The 19,675-nt window shown below is 65.5% G+C and carries 15 protein-coding genes and 1 pseudogene; 13 read left to right on the forward strand and 3 right to left on the reverse strand.

What is annotated here, in order from left to right:
- The first annotated feature begins 154 nt into the window (after positions 1 to 154).
- From AB3X86_RS14145 to AB3X86_RS14170, 6 genes are all read left to right on the forward strand, one after another.
- Positions 155 to 817 carry a response regulator gene (locus tag AB3X86_RS14145; RefSeq protein WP_013090417.1) on the forward strand — a complete coding sequence of 221 codons (663 nt, stop codon included), beginning with the start codon at positions 155 to 157 and terminating at the stop codon, positions 815 to 817.
- Between the two features lie 4 nt (positions 818 to 821).
- Positions 822 to 2,120, forward strand: a complete 1,299-nt coding sequence (locus AB3X86_RS14150; protein WP_368596447.1) for an ATP-binding protein — start codon at positions 822 to 824, stop codon at positions 2,118 to 2,120.
- 168 nt (positions 2,121 to 2,288) lie between these two features.
- Entirely contained in the window at positions 2,289 to 3,815 is a 1,527-nt protein-coding gene (locus tag AB3X86_RS14155; RefSeq protein WP_368596674.1) for a DegQ family serine endoprotease, read from the forward strand.
- A gap of 268 nt (positions 3,816 to 4,083) precedes the next feature.
- The gene (locus AB3X86_RS14160) at positions 4,084 to 4,578 is read left to right on the forward strand and encodes a carboxypeptidase regulatory-like domain-containing protein (RefSeq protein ID WP_368596448.1); all 495 of its coding nucleotides are present in this window, start codon (positions 4,084 to 4,086) and stop codon (positions 4,576 to 4,578) included.
- A gap of 146 nt (positions 4,579 to 4,724) precedes the next feature.
- A complete protein-coding gene (locus AB3X86_RS14165; protein WP_013090413.1) occupies positions 4,725 to 5,105 on the forward strand; it encodes a DUF427 domain-containing protein in 381 nt (126 codons plus the stop codon).
- Positions 5,106 to 5,140: 35 nt separating this feature from the next.
- Positions 5,141 to 5,875: a CoxG family protein gene (locus tag AB3X86_RS14170; protein ID WP_368596449.1), complete on the forward strand. Its 735-nt coding sequence runs from the start codon at positions 5,141 to 5,143 to the stop codon at positions 5,873 to 5,875.
- Positions 5,876 to 5,983: 108 nt separating this feature from the next.
- Here the strand turns inward: AB3X86_RS14170 and AB3X86_RS14175 are convergent, their stop codons facing one another.
- Positions 5,984 to 6,979, reverse strand: a complete 996-nt coding sequence (locus tag AB3X86_RS14175; protein ID WP_368596450.1) for a helix-turn-helix domain-containing protein — start codon at positions 6,977 to 6,979, stop codon at positions 5,984 to 5,986.
- A gap of 173 nt (positions 6,980 to 7,152) precedes the next feature.
- Between AB3X86_RS14175 and AB3X86_RS14180 the strand changes: the two genes are divergently transcribed.
- Positions 7,153 to 7,791, forward strand: a complete 639-nt coding sequence (locus tag AB3X86_RS14180; RefSeq protein WP_176365644.1) for an isochorismatase family protein — start codon at positions 7,153 to 7,155, stop codon at positions 7,789 to 7,791.
- A 95-nt stretch (positions 7,792 to 7,886) separates the two neighbouring features.
- On the opposite strand, the gene AB3X86_RS14185 is transcribed toward AB3X86_RS14180, so the two are convergent.
- The gene (locus tag AB3X86_RS14185) at positions 7,887 to 8,528 is read right to left on the reverse strand and encodes a TetR family transcriptional regulator (RefSeq protein ID WP_368596451.1); all 642 of its coding nucleotides are present in this window, start codon (positions 8,526 to 8,528) and stop codon (positions 7,887 to 7,889) included.
- Between the two features lie 426 nt (positions 8,529 to 8,954).
- Here AB3X86_RS14185 and AB3X86_RS14190 point away from each other — a divergent pair, with 426 nt between their 5' ends.
- From AB3X86_RS14190 to AB3X86_RS14200, 3 genes are read left to right on the forward strand one after another with little or no spacing between them, the layout of a single operon-like run.
- Positions 8,955 to 10,178 (forward strand): efflux RND transporter periplasmic adaptor subunit, encoded by a 1,224-nt coding sequence (locus tag AB3X86_RS14190; protein ID WP_176384388.1) that lies wholly within the window; start codon positions 8,955 to 8,957, stop codon positions 10,176 to 10,178.
- 18 nt (positions 10,179 to 10,196) lie between these two features.
- The gene (locus AB3X86_RS14195; RefSeq protein ID WP_176105155.1) at positions 10,197 to 13,427 is read left to right on the forward strand and encodes an efflux RND transporter permease subunit; all 3,231 of its coding nucleotides are present in this window, start codon (positions 10,197 to 10,199) and stop codon (positions 13,425 to 13,427) included.
- A gap of 1 nt (position 13,428) precedes the next feature.
- The gene (locus AB3X86_RS14200) at positions 13,429 to 14,943 is read left to right on the forward strand and encodes an efflux transporter outer membrane subunit (RefSeq protein ID WP_368596452.1); all 1,515 of its coding nucleotides are present in this window, start codon (positions 13,429 to 13,431) and stop codon (positions 14,941 to 14,943) included.
- 115 nt (positions 14,944 to 15,058) lie between these two features.
- Here the strand turns inward: AB3X86_RS14200 and AB3X86_RS14205 are convergent, their stop codons facing one another.
- Positions 15,059 to 16,468: a nucleobase:cation symporter-2 family protein gene (locus AB3X86_RS14205; protein WP_368596453.1), complete on the reverse strand. Its 1,410-nt coding sequence runs from the start codon at positions 16,466 to 16,468 to the stop codon at positions 15,059 to 15,061.
- Positions 16,469 to 16,937: 469 nt separating this feature from the next.
- On the opposite strand from AB3X86_RS14205, the gene AB3X86_RS14210 reads away from it, so the two are divergent.
- The 3 genes and pseudogenes from AB3X86_RS14210 to fghA all read left to right on the forward strand — a co-directional run bounded on the left by AB3X86_RS14210 (position 16,938) and on the right by fghA (position 19,630).
- The gene (locus AB3X86_RS14210; RefSeq protein ID WP_368596454.1) at positions 16,938 to 18,404 is read left to right on the forward strand and encodes a xylulokinase; all 1,467 of its coding nucleotides are present in this window, start codon (positions 16,938 to 16,940) and stop codon (positions 18,402 to 18,404) included.
- 131 nt (positions 18,405 to 18,535) lie between these two features.
- Positions 18,536 to 18,667, forward strand: a pseudogene (locus AB3X86_RS14215) (S-(hydroxymethyl)glutathione dehydrogenase); the annotation flags it as partial.
- A 108-nt stretch (positions 18,668 to 18,775) separates the two neighbouring features.
- Positions 18,776 to 19,630: an S-formylglutathione hydrolase gene (fghA, locus tag AB3X86_RS14220; protein WP_368596455.1), complete on the forward strand. Its 855-nt coding sequence runs from the start codon at positions 18,776 to 18,778 to the stop codon at positions 19,628 to 19,630.
- Positions 19,631 to 19,675 lie beyond the last annotated feature (45 nt).

Below are 19,675 nucleotides of genomic sequence, written 5' to 3' on the forward strand. Positions count from 1 at the left end.
CGCGCCGTCGCGCTACCCAACGGCCGTCGCGCGACGCAAAGCGCCCATTGTAGTGACATGCCGCGACGCTGCGGTGAAAAAAGCGCCACACACCGCGCAGGCCGGAAGCGGGCGCTAGAATGCGGCATCATCCAATCATTTGGAACGGACAACCATGCGCATCCTGCTAGTCGAAGATGACCGGATGATCGCCGAAGGCGTGCGCAAGGCGCTGCGCGGCGAAGGCTTCGCCGTCGATTGGGTCGAGGACGGCGAAGCGGCGCTGCACGCGGCGGCAGCCCAGCCTTACGATCTCGCGTTGCTCGATCTCGGTCTGCCCAAGCGCGACGGTCTCGAGGTGCTGCGCGCACTGCGCGCGCGCGGCAATGCGCTGCCGGTGCTGATCGTCACCGCGCGCGACGCGGTCGCCGATCGAGTCAAAGGCCTCGACGCCGGCGCTGACGATTATCTTGTCAAACCTTTCGATCTCGACGAACTCGGCGCGCGCATGCGAGCGCTGATCCGGCGCCAGTCCGGCCGCAGCGATTCGACGATTCGCCACGGCAACTTGACCCTCGATCCCGCGTCGCACCAGGTCACGCTCGATGGCGCGCCGGTCGCGCTGTCCGCGCGCGAATTCGCGTTGCTCGAAGCGCTGCTCGCGCGGCCCGGCGCGGTGCTGTCCAAGAGCCAGCTCGAGGAAAAGATGTACGGCTGGGGCGAGGAGATCGGCAGCAATACCGTCGAGGTGTATATCCACGCGCTGCGCAAGAAGCTCGGCGCCGATCTGATCCGCAACGTGCGCGGGCTGGGCTACATGATCGCAAAGGACGCCTGAGCCGATGCGCTCGATTCGCCGACAACTGTTGTTCTGGCTGCTCGCGCTCGTGCTGCTCGGCGTCGGCATCGCGGGTTGGCTGATCTACCGGCAGGCGCTCGCCGAAGCGAACGAACTGTTCGACTACCAGCTCGAGCAGATCGCCGCGGCGCTGCCTGCGGAGCCGTTCTCGCAGGTGCTCGGCCGCGATACCGGCGACGAGGGCATCGTGCTGCAGATCTGGAACCGCAACGGCATGCTGATGTATTACTCGCGGCCGCGCGCGCCGCTCGCGCCGCGCGCCGAACTCGGTTTTTCGACCGAGCGCACCGACCGCGGCGAATGGCGCGTGTATGGCGCGATCGTCGGTGACAACGTCGTGCAGCTCGCGCAGCCGCTGTCGGTGCGCAACCGGCTCGCCGCCGATGTCGCGCTGCGCACGCTGTGGCCGCTGATCGTGCTGCTGCCGCTGCTAGGGCTCGCGGTATGGGTGATCGTCGGCCGTGGACTACAGCCGCTGCGGCGCGTGACGAGCGCGCTCGACACGCGTCATCCCGAAGCGCTCGATCCGTTGCCCGATCAACGCTTGCCGCTCGAAGTGCGGCCGCTCGTGCGAGCGCTGAACGGGCTGCTGCAACGGCTCGCGACCGCCCTGGATATCCAGAAGGCGTTCGTTGCCGATGCCGCGCACGAATTGCGCACGCCGCTTGCCGCGGTACAGATTCAGGCGCAACTGGTCGCGCGCGCCAAGGACGACACCGCGCGCGGCGAGGCGCTCGCCGATTTGCAGGCGGGCGTCACGCGCGCGACGCGCCTCGCCGAGCAACTGCTCGCGCTCGCGCGCGCCGAGCCGGACGGCGCCGCCGTCGCCGGGATGCTCGATCTGCGCGAGCTGCTTCAGGAGTGCGTCGCGACCTACGCGCCGCTCGCGGTGAATCGCGGCGTCGACCTCGGCATCGAGGCGAGCGAGCCCGCCAGCGTGACCGGCGACGCCGAAGCGCTGCGCGTGATGTTCAACAACCTCCTCGACAACGCGACCAAGTACACGCCGCGCGGCGGCAGTGTCGACGTCAGCCTGCGCGTCGAGGACGGCCGTCCGGTGGTGCGGATCGCCGACAGCGGCCCCGGTATCGATCCGGCCGATCGCGAGCGCGTGTTCGACCGCTTCTATCGCGCGGGAGCGGGCGCGAATCGCGCGCGCACCGACGTGACGGGCAGTGGCCTCGGTCTCGCGATCGTGCGCCGGATAGCCACGCAACATCATGCTCAAGTCTCGCTCGGTGAATCACCGACCGGTGGTTTGCAGGTCATCGTCCGCTTTTGAGCAGGGTGGTTTACTGTTCGGCCAAAACCGGCGTTGATGCCGTCGCGACGGGCTGTTTCGGCCGGTCCGATAAGGTTCCCGCGATCTGTCGCTGCTTAAGACTCGTTTAAGTGACGCCCCTTACGCTCCTCGACATCCAAAGTCACTTTCTCCAGTCAGGAGCTCATGATGAACGCGAAAACCTTGTCCCGCGGCGCCGTTGCGGTAGCTGTGGCCGCTGCGCTTTCAGCCGGCTATGTGGCGGGCCATCGCGATGTGCCTGCACCGCAGATCATCTCGCCGGCGGAAGCCGCCGCGATGATGCCGGCCGAAGCTGCCGCCAAAACCGGTATCCCCGATTTCTCCGGTCTCGTCGAGACCTACGGTCCGGCCGTCGTCAACATCAGCGCGAAGCACGTGGTCAAGCAAACGGCGATGCGCGGTAATGGCGGCAACCGCCATGGCAACCAGTTGCCGATCGATCCGAACGATCCTTTCTATCAGTTCTACAAGCGATTCTTCGGCGGCGTGCCCGGCATGCAAGGCGGCGATGGCGGCGATGGCGGCGACGCGCCCGACCAGCCGAGCGCGAGCCTCGGCTCGGGCTTCATCATCAGCAATGACGGCTACATTCTGACGAACGCGCACGTGGTCGATGGCGCGAACGTCGTCACCGTGAAGCTCACCGACAAGCGCGAGTTCAAGGCGAAGGTGGTTGGCGCCGACCAGCAGTCCGACGTCGCCGTGCTGAAGATCAACGCGAGCGATCTGCCGACTGTGAAGATCGGCGATCCGCGCCAGAGCAAGGTTGGTCAGTGGGTCGTCGCGATCGGCTCGCCGTATGGCTTCGATAACACCGTGACCTCGGGCATCATCAGCGCGAAGTCGCGCACGCTGCCCAACGAAAACTACACGCCGTTCATCCAGACCGATGTGCCGGTGAATCCAGGCAACTCGGGCGGTCCGCTCTTTAATCTGCAAGGCGAAGTCATCGGCATCAACTCGATGATCTACTCGCAAACGGGCGGCTTCCAGGGCCTGTCGTTCGCGATCCCCATCAGCGAGGCGATCAAGGTCAAGGACGATCTCGTCAAGACCGGTCACGTGAGCCGCGGCCGTCTCGGCGTCGCGGTGCAGGGCTTGAACCAGACGCTCGCCGAGTCGTTCGGCATGCAGAAGCCGCAAGGCGCGCTGGTCAGCTCGGTCGACGCCAACGGTCCGGCGGCCAAGGCTGGCTTGCAGCCGGGCGACGTGATCTTGTCGGTGAATGGCGACGAAGTCAGCGATTCGACGGATCTGCCGTCGAAGATCGCAGGCCTCGCGCCGGGCAGTTCGGCAACGCTGAAAGTGTGGCGCGATAAGGCCAGCAAGGACCTGAAGGTGACGATTGGCTCGTTCTCGGACGTGAAGGTCGCGTCGGCGAGCAAGACCGATCAGCAGACCCAGTTGCAAGGCCGTCTCGGTGTCGCGGTGCGGCCGCTGACGCCGGAAGAGAAGAGCAGCGCGTCGGTGTCGCACGGTCTGCTCGTGCAGCAGGCGGGCGGTGCGGCGGCGAGCGCCGGCATCCAGGCGGGCGACGTGATTCTCGCCGTCAACGGCCGTCCGGTCACGAACATTGATCAGTTGAAGCAGATGATTTCGGGCGCAGGCAACAGCATTGCGCTGCTGATCCAGCGGGACAACGCGCAGATTTTCGTGCCTGTTGATCTCGGCTGATCCAGTTGTCTGGGCGGTTCGAAGGGATCTCCCACCCCAGTTTGAGCTGTAGTAGCGATTGCCGGTCCTGTGCATTTACTGCAAGGACCGGCTTTTTTTCGCCCGTCGGAACCGCGCTGCAGCGAGCGGCATGGGACAGACCGAGGGGGGCAGGCGGCTTGGTGCCACGATGGTCGTGCATGTTGGTCGACGCTGCGGAAAGCTTGGCACATAGGTTGCTTCGATCGTTCAGGGTCTGGATAAGGCCTCGAACAAGGAGAGCGAACCGATGAAAACCCAACGCAAGCAGCAAAGGATCGTAGCCGCTGCGCTGTGCGCGGCGCTCACGCTCGGACTGGCGGGCGGCGCGTACGCGCAGCAGGCGGGCGTGACCGGTGGCTCGACGACCGACGACACCAGCGCGGGCAACACCAACGGCGGCGGTCTGCCGCAAGTCCAGCAGCACGGCGACGTATCGTACGTATCGGGCGGTGTCGGCCTCGACGAATCGCGGGCGCTGCGACAAGCGCAAACCCAGTGGCCACTGACCTTGCGTTTCACGGGACCCAACGCAGAGTTTCTTGCGGATGTGCACGTGCGCATCGTGGATGCACATAACAGCGAAGTGCTGAACACGACGTCGCGCGGACCATTCATGCTGGTGCGCCTGAGCCCCGGCCGCTATACGGTGCACGCGAATTACAACGACAGCGAACAGACGCGCTCAGTTAGTGTGCCCGCGCACGGCAACATAAAATCCGCGTTCACCTGGAACGTGAAGTAACGGCTCGATCCGTCCGCTGCCGCGCAGGAAGCGCGCGCAATCGGCCGGAGTTTGGCCGATAATGAAGCCACGGGCGTGTCCCGTGGCTTTGCCGTTGTTGCGGCAATAGCCGTATTGCAGCGCACACCCCATCATGGAGCCTGGACATGAGCGATGCGTCGACATCTGCGGAACGGCCGGACGGCCATACCATTGTGATTCGCGACAACGGCCATCGCGTGCGCGTGATTCACGGCGGCGTGACGATGGCCGACACCCAGGCTGCGCTGACGCTATCGGAGACCGGCCTCGCCGACGTGTTCTATTTCCCGCGCGAGCACGTGAATATGGCCCGGCTCGAACGCTCGACGCACACGTCGCATTGCCCGTTCAAGGGCGACGCGTCGTACTTCCATCTGCGCACCGAAGACGGCGTGATCGAGAACGCGGTGTGGTGTTACGAAGCGCCGTTCGAGCAGGTCAGTCGCATCAAGGGCTATCTCGCTTTTTACGCATCGCGTGTCGACCGCATCGATCAGACGTCCTGATCCCGCAGTCGGCGCGTTCATCGGGGGAGGTTGTCATGGAACTGAACGACGCGTTACGGATTCCGCTGCCGCCGTCCGAGGTCTGGGACGCGTTGCAGGACCTCGCGCTGTTGCGTGCCAGCCTCGACAACTGCGAGTCATTCGTGCGTCTCGCCCACGGCGAATACGCGCTGACGATGACCGTGCCGCTCGGCCCGTTGCGCGCGCATTATCAGGCGCGCGCGCACGTTGCCGGCCAGGATTCCGGCCCGGCGGACGCGCAGCGCCGCACCATCAACTTCAAGGCACGAGCCGAGGGCATCGGCGCGTTGCGTGGTCAAATCGAAGTACGTTTGCGCGCGGACGACGGGCGCGAGCGCGGCACGCGCATCGATTACACGTTGTGGGCGACGTCGTCGGGTCCGCTCGCCGAGCTGCCGACGCGCCAGCTCGAGAACGCCTTGCGGCAGATCGCCGACGACTTTTTCGCCGAGTTCGACGCCGTCGTGCGCGCCAAGCACGGCAAGGGGCCGAACCGCGCGCGTGGCACGGCGCCGCGTCGCCAGTACGTGTTTTTGCGGCCGATCGCACTTGGCGGCATCGCGCGGCGCACGCGCATCGAGCACGGCCAGGCTCTGCCCGGACGCGCGGCAAGCGCGTCGCACAGCTGGTCGCATGGCGTGCCGCATCAAGAGCCTGGTCAGCATGTCGTGCCGTACTGGGCGTGGGCCGGGATGATCTTTCTGGTCGCGCTGTTGTTGTACGTCGCGCGCTGGCTCAGCGAGCATTGACGCCGCGCGGCGCGCGCAGCGTCTGATCCAACGCGCGATAAACATCCCCGCGCGACTACGAAATCCCGGCGGCGCACTACGAAATATCGGTGCTCCCGCCACCTTCAACTAATCCCCGCGAAACTCCCGCCGCCACGCGCTGGGAGACGTTCGAAACGCGTCCGCGAAATGCTGCCGCAGCGATGCGGCCGAGCCGAATCCGGCGCCCGTCGCGATCGCTTCGACCGACTCGTCGGTGCTTTCCAGCAGTTGTTGCGCCCGCGCGAGCCGCTGCGCGAGCAGCCACGCGCCGACGGTGGTGCCGGTCGCGAGCCGGAAGCGTCGCGTGAAGGTGCGGCGGCTCATCAACGCGCGCGCGGCGAGTGTGTCGAGCGTATGCGGCGCGGCCAGGTTGCCGCTCACCCAGTCGAGCAGGCCAGACAGACGGTCGCCACGCGGGTTCGGCGGCATCGGCTGCTGCACGTATTGCGCCTGACCTCCCTGGCGATGCGGCGAGACGACCAGCCGGCGCGCGACGTGGTTAGCCACCCGCGCGCCGCAAATCTTGCGCAGCACATGCAGGCAGCAGTCGAGGCCGGCGGCGGTGCCGGCCGAGGTCAGCACGTTGCCGTCGTCGACGTACAGCACGTCGGGATCCAGCCGCACGCGCGGGTAGCGGCGCGCGAAGTCGTCGGCCCAGGCCCAGTGCGTCGAAGCGGGCCGTCCATCGAGGATGCCCGCCGCGGCCAGCACGAAAGCGCCGAGGCACAGGCCGACAAGCAGCGCGCCGCGCGCATGCGCGGCCCTCAGCGCGTCGAGAAGCGCGGCGGACGGCGTTTCGTCGGGATCGCGCCAGCTCGGCACGATGATCGTCTGCGCGTCGGCAAGCGCTTCGAGTCCGTGCGTGACCGCGATCGAGAAGCCCGCGGTCGTCGCGAGCGCGCCCGTCTCCACGGCGCAGACGCGGAAGTCGAAGGCGGGGACACCGCCGCCGCGGCGGTCGTCGCCGAACACGACGCACGGCACCGACAGATGGAACGGGCTGATGCGATCGAACGCGACGACGGCGACGACGTGGCGCGGCACCTGATCGGAGATATCGTCGGAAGATGCGAAGGTGGTCATGCCGCACGCCTCATTCATGAATGCCAGAAGTATGGCCCGATTCTAGCGAAGCTTGTCATTTGGGCCGCTGTCGGCGGACAGGCAGCGGAGCAACAATGCCGTCGTTGCCGTCGCGCCGCGGCCATCTCGCCGGGCGCGCGCCATCGAGCGTTTTTCTGACAAGGAGCCCTGCCATGAACACACCTGCGCCGCGCCGTGCGCTGATCGTCATCGACGTGCAGAACGAATACGTGAGCGGCGACCTGCCGATCGAATTTCCGGACGTGCGCACGTCGCTCGCCAACATTGCTCGCGCGATCGATGCGGCGCGCGCCGCCAGCGTGCCGGTCGTCGTCGTGCAGAACGTCGCGCCCGCCACCTCGCCGCTGTTCGCGCGCGGCAGCGCGGGCGCGGAACTGCACACGGTCGTGAGCTCGCGCGCTCATGACCATTTCGTCGAGAAGTCGCTGCCGAGCGCATTCGCCGGCACCGATCTGGCCGACTGGCTCGCCGCCCGGCAGATCGATACACTGACGGTCACCGGCTACATGACTCACAACTGCGATGCATCGACGATCAACCACGCGGTGCATGCCGGCCTCGCCGTCGAATTCCTGCACGACGCGACCGGCTCGGTGCCGTATGAAAACAGTGCAGGCTTCGCGAGCGCTGAAGAGATTCATCGCGTGTTCAGCGTAGTGTTGCAGTCGCGCTTCGCGGCGGTTGCGAGCACCGACCAGTGGATCGCGGCGCTAAACAGCGGCGCGCCGCTCGAGCGCGGCAACATCTATGCGTCGAATCAGGCGGCGCGAGCGCGCCGTGCGGTTGCCTGAACCCGGCGCGGGGGGCGGCCGGCCCGTTCCACAAATAGAAAGCGGGCGGTTCACCGAACCGCCCGCTGTGCCAATCCTCAACCCTTGCGCGCCTTCTACGCCGCCTTTCTGCGCAACGCCGGACTGACGCGCAAGCCGTCGAACATCACTTCTACCATCTGCTGCGCGTGCGCGCCGAAGTCGGTCGCGTCGGGCAAAAACAGCATGTCGCGCAACGAGCCACCGACGAACGCGTGCACCATCGCCGCGGCAAGTTTCGTGTCGAGGTCGGCGGGCATCTGGCCTTTCGAGATCGCGTTGCGCAGACCGCCCTCGAGCTTCGCGAGCCCCTCGCGCATATTGGTCTGATAGCGTTCCATCACCGGCCCCATCTCTTCGACCAGCTCGCACTTCAGGAACAGGATGTCGAACACGCGGCGACGGCGGGGATCGTTGGCGGTGTCGCGCAGGCAGACCACGCAGATTTCCATGATGCGCCCGAGCGGATCGGTTTCGTTGGGATCGAGCGATGCCGCCTTCAACTCGTCGAGCGGCAGCAGCACGCGGTCGAACATTTCGGTGAAGAGCTCGCTCTTGTGTGCGAAGTGCCAATAAATGGCGCCGCGCGTCACGCCTGCGGCCTGGGCGATATCGGCCAGCGACGTGCGCGATACGCCCTTCTGGAAGAAGATCCGTTCGGCCGCGTCGAGAATGCGGTTGCGCGTCTCCAGCGCCTCTTCTTTGGTTTTTCTGACCATATTGGTATGACCTGCGCTGATCCTGGGGTTTATGCGGGTGTTATTAAGTCGGCCTGATGACAATTTGACTATTTCTGAACCGAATTGCGACGCGAATTTGCGGCCCCCGATCCTTGGAAGATATAAACGCACTTTTACATGCATTCGTGAATGTATATATAATAGCAGCCCACGATCGGATAGCCCAAGCCGTGACGACCGGTTAATATCCGTCACTGTTGTCTTCCAAAACGCTATCGCAGCCGCCAAACGGCGGTGCTGTGCGGCATTCCCCGGTATGGCGCATTCATAGCAGGGTGCCCTGCAGGCGCAGGTTTGCACCCGTGGGCTTCCGGTTGAGCGTCGAGAGACGCCTGTGTGCGCTGTCGTCCCCGGGGTAGGGATGCGCGCACTTTTTCATTCTCAGTCTTTGACAGAGGTCGCTCCATGCGCGTCGAACGGGTTTCATTCCGCTTAATCAGTGCCGCGACGGCTGCCATCTTGCTGGCGGCGTGCGGACCAAAACAATCTGCCCCGCCGCCCCAGACGCCCGAAGTCGGCGTCGTCACCCTCCAGCCGACGACCGTGCCCGTCGTCACCGAACTCCCCGGTCGTACCAGTGCTTTCCTCGTCGCGCAAGTGCGCGCGCGGGTCGACGGCATCGTGCTGCGCCGCGAGTTCACCGAGGGTAGCGAGGTCAAGGCCGGTCAGCGTCTGTACAAGATCGATCCGGCGCCCTTCATCGCGTCGTTGAACAACGCCAAGGCATCGCTTGCCAAGGCGCAGGCGAACCTCGTGACAACCACCGCGCAGGCCAGTCGCTACAAGGTGCTGGTCGCGGCGAACGCGGTCAGCAAGCAGGACTACGACAACGCGGTCGCCGCCGAAGGCCAGGCCGCCGCCGACGTCGCCGCCGGCAAGGCCGCGGTCGATACCGCGCAGATCAACCTCGGCTATACCGACGTGACCTCGCCCGTAACCGGCCAGATCGGCGTGTCGCAGGTCACGCCGGGCGCCTTCGTGCAGCAGAGCGCGGCCACCCTCATGGCCACGGTCCAGCAGCTCGATCCTATGTATGTCGACCTCACGCAATCGAGCCTCGATGGTCTGAAGCTGCGCCGCGACATGCAGGAGGGACGTCTGAAGACGACCGGCCCGGGCGCCGCGCAGGTCACGCTGGTGCTGGAGGACGGCCGCATCTATTCCGAGAAGGGCAAGCTGCAGTTCACCGACGTGACCGTCGACCCGGGCACCGGCTCGGTCACGGTGCGCGCGATCTTCAAGAACCCGAACCACGTGCTGCTGCCGGGCATGTTCGTGCGCGCGAAGATCGAAGAAGGCGTGAACCAGAACGCGCTGATCGTGCCGCAAGTCGGCGTCACGCACGACCAGAAGGGTCAGCCCACCGCGCTCGTCGTCGACAACGACAACAAGGTCGAGCTGCGTCAGCTCGTCACCACGGGCACTTTCGGCTCGTACTGGGTGGTGTCGAACGGCCTGAAGCCGGGTGACCGCGTGATCGTCCAGGGCACCGACAAGGCGCGTCCCGGCCAGCAGGTCAAGCCCGTGCCGGCGCAACTGCCCGGCACACCGGCTTCCGACGCGGCCGCTGGCGGCGCCCAGACAGGTCAACCCGCGGCTCAGCCTGCCTCCGCCGCTTCGGGCGCGTAATAACAGGGAGCCCGCCTCATGGCAAAGTTCTTTATTGATCGCCCGATTTTTGCATGGGTGATCGCCATCATCCTGATGCTCGCGGGTCTCGCGTCGGTGTTCACATTGCCGATCGCGCAATACCCGACCATCGCGCCGCCGGCCATCCAGATCAGCGCAACCTATCCGGGTGCTTCGGCGGAGACGGTGCAAAACACCGTCACGCAGGTGATCGAGCAGCAGATGAGCGGTCTGGACCACCTGCTGTACCTCGCGTCGACTTCGGACGACTCGGGCACGGCCACCATCACGCTGACGTTCGCTGCCGGCACCAACCCTGACATCGCGCAGGTGCAGGTGCAGAACAAGCTGCAGCTCGCCACGCCGCTGCTGCCGCAGGCGGTGCAGCAGCTCGGCACCCGGGTCACGAAGTCGAGCAGCAGCTTCCTGCTGGTGATGGCGTTCGTGTCGACCGACGGCAGCATGAGCAAGTACGACCTCGCGAACTACGTCGCGTCGAACATCCAGGATCCGATCAGCCGTATCGACGGTGTGGGCACGGTGACGCTGTTCGGCTCGCAGTACGCGATGCGGGTCTGGCTCGATGCCAACAAGCTGAATAACTTCAGCTTGACGCCGCTCGATGTCCAAGCCGCGCTGCAGGCGCAGAACGTGCAGGTCGCGGGTGGCGCGCTCGGCGGCACGCCGTCGGTGCCGGGCCAGGTGCTTCAGGCCACGATTACGCAGGCCACGCTGCTCAATACGCCCGAGCAGTTCGGCAACATTCTGCTGAAGGTGAATCAGGACGGCTCGCAGGTGCGTCTGCGCGACGTGTCGCACATCGAGCTCGGCGGCGAAAACTACAACTTCGACACCAAGTACAACGGTCAGCCGACGGCAGGATTCGGTATCCAGCTCGCCACGGGCGCGAACGCGCTCGCCACCGCGAAGGCGGTGCGCACGAAGATCGCCGAACTATCGAAGTACTTCCCGCACGGTCTGGTGGTGCAGTACCCGTATGACACGACGCCGTTCGTGCGCCTGTCGATCGAGGAAGTGGTCAAGACGCTGCTCGAAGGTATCGTGCTGGTGTTCCTCGTCATGTACCTGTTCCTGCAGAACCTGCGCGCCACGCTGATCCCGACGATCGCGGTGCCGGTGGTGCTGCTCGGTACGTTCGCGATCATGAGCGTGGTCGGCTTCTCGATCAACGTGCTGTCGATGTTCGGTCTCGTGCTCGCGATCGGCTTGCTGGTGGACGACGCGATCGTGGTGGTGGAAAACGTCGAGCGGGTGATGCAGGAGGAGGGCTTATCGCCTCGCGAGGCAACCCGCAAGGCGATGGACCAGATTACCGGCGCGCTCGTCGGCGTGGCGCTCGTGCTGTCGGCGGTGTTCGTGCCGGTGGCGTTCTCGGGCGGTTCGGTCGGGGCGATTTACCGGCAGTTCTCGCTGACGATCGTCGCGGCGATGGTGCTGTCCGTGCTCGTCGCGTTGGTTCTGACGCCGGCGCTGTGCGCGACGATCCTGAAGCCGATTCCGAAGGGTCATCACGAAAAAGCCACCGGCTTCTTCGGCTGGTTCAACCGTACCTTCAACAGGAGCCGCGACAAGTATCACTCGGGCGTGCACCACGTGATCAAGCGCTCGGGCCGCTGGCTCATCATCTATATGGTGGTGATCTTCGCGGTGGGCCTGCTGTTCGTGCGCCTGCCGAAGTCGTTCCTGCCTGACGAAGACCAGGGCACGATGTTCGTGCTGGTGCAAACGCCGTCGGGTTCCACGCAGGAAACCACCGCGCGCGCGCTAAAGGACGTGTCGGACTACCTGCTGACCGACGAGAAGGCGATCGTCGAATCGACCTTCACGGTGAACGGCTTCAGCTTCGCGGGTCGTGGCCAGAACGCGGGTCTGGTGTTCGTACGGATGAAGGACTACGCGCAGCGTCAGCATGCGGACCAGAAGGTGCAGGCACTGGTGCGGCGGCTGTTCATGCACTTCAGCGGCTACAAAAACGCGGTCGTGTATCCGGTCAATCCCCCGTCGATTCCTGAACTCGGCACCGCGGCGGGCTTCGACTTCCAGTTGCAGGACCGCGGGGGCATCGGTCACGCGAAGCTGATGGAAGCGCGCAACATGCTGCTCGGTCTGGCTGCAAAAGATCCGACGCTCGCGCAGGTGCGTCCGAACGGCCTGAACGATACACCGCAGTTCAAGGTGAGCATCGACCACGAGAAGGCTTCGGCGCTCGGCGTGTCGCTCTCCTCGATCGACCAGACGTTCTCGATCGCCTGGGCCTCGGCGTACGTGCAAAACTTCCTCGACACCGACGGCCGGATCAAGAAGGTGTACCTGCAGGGCGACGCGCCGTTCCGGATGAAACCGGAAGACGTGAATGCCTGGTTCGTGCGCAATGGCGCGGGCGCGATGGTGCCGTTCTCGGCCTTCACGAACACCGCGTGGACCTTCGGTTCGCCGAAGCTCGAGCGCTATAACGGTATCCCGTCGGTGGAAATCCAGGGTGCGGCCGCGCCGGGCAAGTCGACCGGTCAGGCGATGGTGGCGATGGAGCAGATCGTCACCAAGCTGCCGGCGGGTGTCGGCTACGAGTGGACGGGTCTGTCGCTGCAGGAGCGTCAGTCAGGCTCGCAGGCGCCGATCCTGTACGGCATCTCGATTCTCGTCGTGTTCCTGTGTCTCGCGGCGCTGTATGAAAGCTGGTCGATCCCGTTCTCGGTGATCATGGTGGTGCCGCTCGGCGTGATCGGTGCGCTGCTGGCCGCGACGCTGCGCGGGCTCGAGAACGACGTGTTCTTCCAGGTGGGTCTGCTGACCACCGTGGGTCTGTCGGCGAAGAACGCGATTCTGATCGTGGAATTCGCGCGAGAACTGCAGCAGAGCGAAGGCATGGGGCCGATCGAGGCCGCGCTCGAAGCGGCGCGTCTGCGGTTGCGACCAATTCTGATGACCTCGCTCGCGTTCATTCTCGGCGTGCTTCCGCTCGCGATCAGTAACGGCGCGGGTTCGGCCAGCCAGCACGCGATCGGTACCGGCGTGATCGGCGGCATGTTGACGGCGACCTTCCTCGCGATCTTCATGATCCCGATGTTCTTCGTCGTGATTCGCGCGAAGTTCGGCGGTGAGAAGGAAGACCCGGACGAGGCGCTGCGCCACTACGAACAGCACCATCCGCACGATCCGCAAGGCGGCGCGACGGGTGGCACGACCGACGGGTCGAATGGCAATGGCTCGGGCAAGGATGGGCATTGAGATGCAAAAACACTCTTTGATTGCAGTGGCAGTCGCGCTGCTCGCCACGGGTTGCACGCTGGCGCCGCATTACCAGCGGCCCGCGGCGCCCGTAACGGCGACCTTCCCGACCGGCGGCGTGTACGACCAGCAGCCGGGCGCGCAGGGCGCGCGCAGCGCGAACGGCCAGGCCGCCGCCGACATCGGCTGGCGCAACTTCTTCGTCGATCCGCGTCTGCAGCAGCTGATCGAAATCGCGCTGAAGAACAACCGCGATCTGCGTGTGTCGGTGCTGAACATGCAGGCGTCGGCGGCGCAGTACCGCATCGTGCGCGCGGGTCTGTTCCCGACGCTCAACGCCGCGGCTTCGCAAAGCAGATCGCGCACGCCGAAGGACCTGACTTTCACCGGCGTGACGATCTCCAACACGTATTCGGTGGGCTTGAACGCGTCGTGGGAAATCGACTTTTTCGGGCGCGTGCAGAGTCTGAAGGATCAGGCGTTGGCCAAGTATCTCGGCACCGCGCAGGCGCGCAAGGCCGCGGAAATTTCGCTGGTCTCGCAGGTGGCGAACCAGTACATGACGGTGCTCGAACTGGACGATCTGCTGAAGGTCACGCAGAACACGCTGGTTACGGCGCAGGAGTCGTATCGCATCACCAAACTGCAGTTCGACAACGGCACGGGATCGGAACTCGATCTGCGCCAGTCGCAAACGGTCGTCGAGACCGCGAGCGCGAACCTGCAGTCGCAGATGCGTTTGCGGGCCCAGGCCGATAACGCGCTGGTGCTGCTGATCGGCGAGCCGTTGCCGGCGGATCTGTCGCCAGGCCTGCCGCTGAGCGACCAGAATCTGCTCACGGATATTCCGGCGGGCCTGCCGTCCGATCTGCTGACGCGTCGTCCGGACATCATGGAAGCCGAGGAGAATCTGCTCGCGGCCAACGCGAACATCGGCGCGGCGCGCGCCGCGTTCTTCCCGCGGGTCACGCTGACCGGCAGCGCCGGCACGCTGAGCCCGACGCTCGGCGGGCTGTTCAAGCCGGGTTCGGCGGCATGGAGCTTCGCGCCGTCGATCACACTGCCGATCTTCGAGGGCGGTCAGAACATGGCCAACCTCGATCTCGCCAACATCGAGAAGAACGTGCAGATCGCCACGTATGAAAAGGCGATCCAGACGGCCTTCCGTGAAGTGGCGGACGGACTGGCCGCGCGCGGCACCTACGACGAGCAAATCGCGGCGCTCGAGCGGGATGTCGCGGCCGAGCAGCGCCGGCTGGATCTGTCGACCCTGCGTTACAAGAACGGTGTCGACAGCTATCTGTCGGTGCTGACCGCGCAGACCGCGCTGTACGTGGCTCAGCAGCAACTGGTGACCGCGCGCATGGAACGTCTGCAGAACCTGGTCACGCTGTACCAGGCGCTCGGCGGCGGCTGGATCGAGCACAACGGCGATCAGCCGCGTCCAGCCGACGCGCCGGTCGACTATGGTGCGGCGAGCGCACCGGTCGCGGCTTCGGCGGCGACTGCAGGGTAATCGCTTCGGCTCGATGAGCCGCTCAAGCAAAGCAAAAACGCCACGGCATGCCGTGGCGTTTTTGTTGATGCGCGGCGTTCGTTGCCGCTCGGCGCGTCAGCGACGCATTAAACGCTCAGTGCAGATCCGCCGCCCGCAGCATCTCGTTGCCCTGCGGCTCGCTGCCCGCGCTATTGTCGAGATCGTGCCCGGCGCGGCGAAGCTCGCTCTTCGCCTTCTTCTCGCTCTTCACGCCGTTGAAGATCAGGTTCAGCACGACCGCCGACACCGACGCAAGCAGAATCCCGCTGTGCAGCAGCGGGGAAAGCGCCGGCGGCAGTTGCGAGAAGAAGTGCGGCGACACGACCGGCACGAGGCCGAGCCCGATGCTGACCGCGACGATGAACAGGTTGTGCTGATTCCTGACGAAGTCGACTCGCGACAGCACCTTGATGCCGTTCGCCGCGACCATGCCGAACATCACGATGCCCGCGCCGCCGAGCACGAACGCCGGCACCGACGCGACCACCTGCGCCATCTTCGGAAACAGTCCGAGCAGCACGAGGATCACGCCGCCCATCGCGCAGACGAAGCGGCTCTTCACGCCGGTCACGCCGATCAGCCCGACGTTCTGCGAGAACGACGTATGCGGGAACGAGTTGAAGATGCCGCCGATCAGCGTGCCGAGACCATCGACGCGCAAGCCGCGCACCAGCGTTTTCTGATCGACCGGACGATCGACCATGTCGCCGACCGCGAGGAACATGCCGGTCGATTCGATGAACGTGACGAACATCACGGTGACCATCGTCGCGATCGATAGCGGATCGAAGCGCGGCAGACCGAAGTGGAACGGCATCACGAAGCCGACCCACGGCGCGTGCATGACGCCGTCCAGGTTGACGCGGCCGAGCATCAGCGCGATAGCGAAGCCCGCGACGATACCAAGCAGCACCGAGATATTGGCGACGAACCCCCTGGCAAACTTGTTGATCAGCAGGATCAGCGTCAGCACGAGCAACGACAGGCCGAGGTAGACCGGATTGCCGTATTCGGGATTGCCGACACCGCCGGCCGCCCAGTTGATCCCGACTTCCATCAGCGACAAACCGATCACCGAAATCACGACGCCGATCACGACCGGCGGGAAGAAGCGCAATAGCTTGCCGACCGCGGGCGCGAGCAGGATACCGATCACGCCGGCCGCGATCGTCGAGCCGAAGATGTCGAGCAGGCCGAGCGAAGGATTGTTGCCGATCGCGACCATCGGGCCGACGGCCGCGAACGTGCAGCCCATGATGACCGGCAGGCGGATGCCGAAGATCCACAGTCCGAGCGTCTGGATCAGCGTGGCGATGCCGCAGGAAAACAGATCGGCGCTGATCAGAAAGGCGACCTGGTCTTTCGGCAGCTTCAGCGCGGCGCCGATGATGAGCGGCACCGCGACCGCGCCAGCGTACATGACCAGCACGTGCTGGATGCCGAGAGTAAGCAACTGGCCGGCCGGTAGGCGCTCGTCGCACGGGTGAACCGTGTTCGCTTGCATATCGTCTGTCTCCACCATCTCGTTTTGGGATGACTCCAAGGTATCGGGGACGAAAAGTCGCAACAAGACCATACGTGGCTATTCCGGCATTCCCGGCGACGATATGCACAGGCCTATTTTGAAAGGCAAATCAAAGCCGCGCGTGGGACGGATCGGCAGCGCAGCGGCGGCAAGCCCTATGCGGCGGCGATTGCCGGCGGTGCGTCGCGTGCGCGGCGCGGCTTCGTCGCTGGCGGGGATATGTGTGAGAATCAATGGCGTGTATCACGCTTCACGCATAGTCCTGTTTTGACGACGCTCGCCGCACGAGGGGGGTTAACCCGCGAATGGGCTTTTTTCCGCGGGTTTTTCGACCCGTTCGCCGAACGTTCGCGGTGTCGCGGCGGCCTGGTTTATTTGCTTCGCTTGCATGTCTCGTCGCCAGCCTCGCTGGCTTCTTCCTCATCGTCATTCCAACGTCCCTGCGCCCATGAGTTTTCTCGGCATCGACCTCGGCACCGGCTCCCTGAAAGCGGCAATCGTCGACGAACATGGACGCGAGCAGGCGGTATCGAGCGTCGCGTATGCGCTGGTTACGCCGCACGCGGGTTGGGCCGAAATCGATGTCGAGACGTGGTGGAACGCGCTCGTCGGTGCGATGGCGGGCCTGCCGCGCGAGCTGCGCGATGGCGTGCGCGCAATCGGCTTCTCCGGTCAGATGCACGGCGTCGTGCTGCTCGATGCAAGCGGCGCGGCGGTGCGGCGCGCGATGCTGTGGCCCGACTCGCGCGCGCACGCCGTGCTCGACGCGTGGCCGGAGCCGCAACCGAATCCGGTCGCGCCCGGCATGGCCGGTCCTCTGCTGCGCTGGCTCGTGCTGCATGAACCGGAGGCCGCGCGCCGCACGCGCTGGGCGTTGCAGCCGAAGGACTGGCTGCGCGTCGCGCTCGGCGGCGCGTGCGTAACCGATGCGTCCGACGCGTGCGCGACCGCGCTCGCCGATCCCGCCGGCGCGTGGGACACGGCACTGCTGGCGCGTCTCGAGATTCCGCGCGAGTGGTTCGCGCCGCTGGCGTCGTCGTATGCGGCGTCGGGCGCGCTGTCGCCGCAGGCCGCGCAGGCACTCGGCTTGCGAGCCGGTATCGTGCTCGCGACCGGCGCCGCGGACACACCGTGCGCGGCGCTCGGCAGCGGACTCGCGCAGGACGGCGACGCGCTGCTGACGACCGGCAGCGGCGGACAGATCGTCGTGCTCGCGAACGACGAGCCGGCGCCGGTGAAGGGTTTGCATCGCTATCGGGCGGCGAGCGATCACTGGTATCGGATGGCGGCGATGCAGAACGTCGGCATCGCGTTGGAGCGGGTGCGCGGGTGGCTGTCGTATGAGTGGGCGCAGGCTTACCGCGACGCATTCGGCGATGTCGCTGATGCAGCCGCCGATGCAACGGGTCACGCCGCGTCGACGCTGACTTTCCTGCCGTACCTGACCGGCGAGCGCACGCCGTGGCTGAACCCGCACGCGCGCGGCGGCTGGCTCGGTTTATCGCTCGAGCATACGCGCGGGGCGATGATGCGAGCCGCGTTCGAGGGCGTGGCGTTCTCGTTGCGCGCGGGGCTCGACGCGATTCGCGCGAGCGGCGCACCGGTGACGGCGCTCAAGCTCGCGGGCGGCGGCTCCGTCGATGCACGCTGGCGGCAACTGCTCGCCGATGCGCTCGACGTCGAGCTGCACGCGGTCGATTGCCCGAACGCGGCGCCGCGCGGCGCGGCGATCCTTGGCGGCCTCGCGTGCGGCCACTGGCTAACGCGCGATCTCGCCGCGCTCGCGCCGGGCGCGACGCGCGTCGCGGGTCCGCGAGGTGATGCGGCCCTTGCCGAACGGTATGCGGGCTTCGTCGAGCTGTACGGCCGGGTCGAGCCGTGGTTCCGTGGCGGGGCGCCGCGCGGAGCGCAGTAGCAGCGGCGGCGCAGCCTTCGCGCGCTATGCAATACCATTACGCTTTTCGTGCGCCACGTGGTCGCCGGGCACGCGATGCCCAATTCGCATTCACGCACTCACGCACTCACGGACTGGGAGGAGCATTGACGATGAAGAGCAAGGCAGCAATCGCATGGAAAGCCGGCGCCCCGTTGACGATCGAGAAAGTCGATCTCGAAGGTCCGCGCGCCGGTGAAGTCCTGATCGAGGTGAAGGCGACGGGCATCTGCCACACCGACTACTCCATCACGCACCGTCTGCCGCTCGAACGTATCAACGAGGGCTTTGATCTGATGAAGAAGGGCGAGTCGATCCGCTCGGCCGTGCTCTACTAAGCGAGGAATCTCACGATGCTCGAACTACTATCGTCGCACGCCTGTCATGGCGGCGAGCAGCGCTTTTACCGGCACGAGTCGCGCGCGATCGGTCTGCCGATGCGCTTCTCGGTCTATCTGCCGCCGCAGGCATTGCATGAGAACGCGGGACGTGTGCCGGCGTTGTTCTATCTGGCCGGACTGACCAGCACGGAAGAAACGTTTCCGATCAAGGCCGGCGCGCAGCGCTTCGCGGCACAGCATGGGTTCGCATTGATCGCGCCGGACACGAGTCCGCGCGGCGCGGGCGTGCCAGGCGAGAGCGATGCGTGGGACTTCGGCGTCGGCGCGGGCTTTTATGTGGACGCGACCGAGGAGCCGTGGTCCAGGAACTATCGGATGTACTCATACGTGCGGGATGAACTGCGCGAGACGGTCGTGAACGAATTACCGGTCGATGGCGAGCGCCTCGGCATCTTCGGTCACTCGATGGGCGGGCACGGTGCGCTGGTGCTTGCGCTGCGCAATCCGGACATTTATCGGTCGGTGTCGGCGTTCGCGCCGATCGCGGCGCCGATGCGTTGTCCGTGGGGCGAGAAGGCGTTCAGCGGCTATCTGGGCGAGAACCGTGAAGCGTGGAAGCAGTACGACGCGAGCGAGCTGGTCGCGCACGCGACGCGCAAGTTCGCGGCAGGGATTCTCGTCGATCAGGGACTCGCAGATCAGTTCCTGCCCACGCAGCTGAATCCCGACGTGTTCGAAGTGGCGTGCAAGGCCGCGGGGCAGCCGTTGACGTTGCATCGTCACGAAGGCTACGACCACGGCTACTACTTCATCTCGACGTTCATCGAGGATCATCTCGCGCATCACGCGAAGGTGTTGCTAGGCTGAAAAACGTCGTAAAACGCGGCGCTAAATGAAAAACGGCGACACGTG

It is taken from the genome of Paraburkholderia sp. BR14374, assembly GCF_040948685.1.
Taxonomy (GTDB): domain Bacteria; phylum Pseudomonadota; class Gammaproteobacteria; order Burkholderiales; family Burkholderiaceae; genus Paraburkholderia; species Paraburkholderia youngii.

Bases quoted from the DNA above. Each gene is read 5' to 3' on its own strand.
- AB3X86_RS14145 (WP_013090417.1), top strand. From the start codon at position 155: ATGCGCATCCTGCTAGTCGAAGATGACCGGATGATCGCCGAAGGCGTG.
- AB3X86_RS14150 (WP_368596447.1), top strand. From the start codon at position 822: ATGCGCTCGATTCGCCGACAACTGTTGTTCTGGCTGCTCGCGCTCGTG.
- AB3X86_RS14155 (WP_368596674.1), top strand. From the start codon at position 2,289: ATGAACGCGAAAACCTTGTCCCGCGGCGCCGTTGCGGTAGCTGTGGCC.
- AB3X86_RS14160 (WP_368596448.1), top strand. From the start codon at position 4,084: ATGAAAACCCAACGCAAGCAGCAAAGGATCGTAGCCGCTGCGCTGTGC.
- AB3X86_RS14165 (WP_013090413.1), top strand. From the start codon at position 4,725: ATGAGCGATGCGTCGACATCTGCGGAACGGCCGGACGGCCATACCATT.
- AB3X86_RS14170 (WP_368596449.1), top strand. From the start codon at position 5,141: ATGGAACTGAACGACGCGTTACGGATTCCGCTGCCGCCGTCCGAGGTC.
- AB3X86_RS14175 (WP_368596450.1), bottom strand. From the start codon at position 6,979: ATGACCACCTTCGCATCTTCCGACGATATCTCCGATCAGGTGCCGCGC.
- AB3X86_RS14180 (WP_176365644.1), top strand. From the start codon at position 7,153: ATGAACACACCTGCGCCGCGCCGTGCGCTGATCGTCATCGACGTGCAG.
- AB3X86_RS14185 (WP_368596451.1), bottom strand. From the start codon at position 8,528: ATGGTCAGAAAAACCAAAGAAGAGGCGCTGGAGACGCGCAACCGCATT.
- AB3X86_RS14190 (WP_176384388.1), top strand. From the start codon at position 8,955: ATGCGCGTCGAACGGGTTTCATTCCGCTTAATCAGTGCCGCGACGGCT.
- AB3X86_RS14195 (WP_176105155.1), top strand. From the start codon at position 10,197: ATGGCAAAGTTCTTTATTGATCGCCCGATTTTTGCATGGGTGATCGCC.
- AB3X86_RS14200 (WP_368596452.1), top strand. From the start codon at position 13,429: ATGCAAAAACACTCTTTGATTGCAGTGGCAGTCGCGCTGCTCGCCACG.
- AB3X86_RS14205 (WP_368596453.1), bottom strand. From the start codon at position 16,468: ATGCAAGCGAACACGGTTCACCCGTGCGACGAGCGCCTACCGGCCGGC.
- AB3X86_RS14210 (WP_368596454.1), top strand. From the start codon at position 16,938: ATGAGTTTTCTCGGCATCGACCTCGGCACCGGCTCCCTGAAAGCGGCA.
- fghA (WP_368596455.1), top strand. From the start codon at position 18,776: ATGCTCGAACTACTATCGTCGCACGCCTGTCATGGCGGCGAGCAGCGC.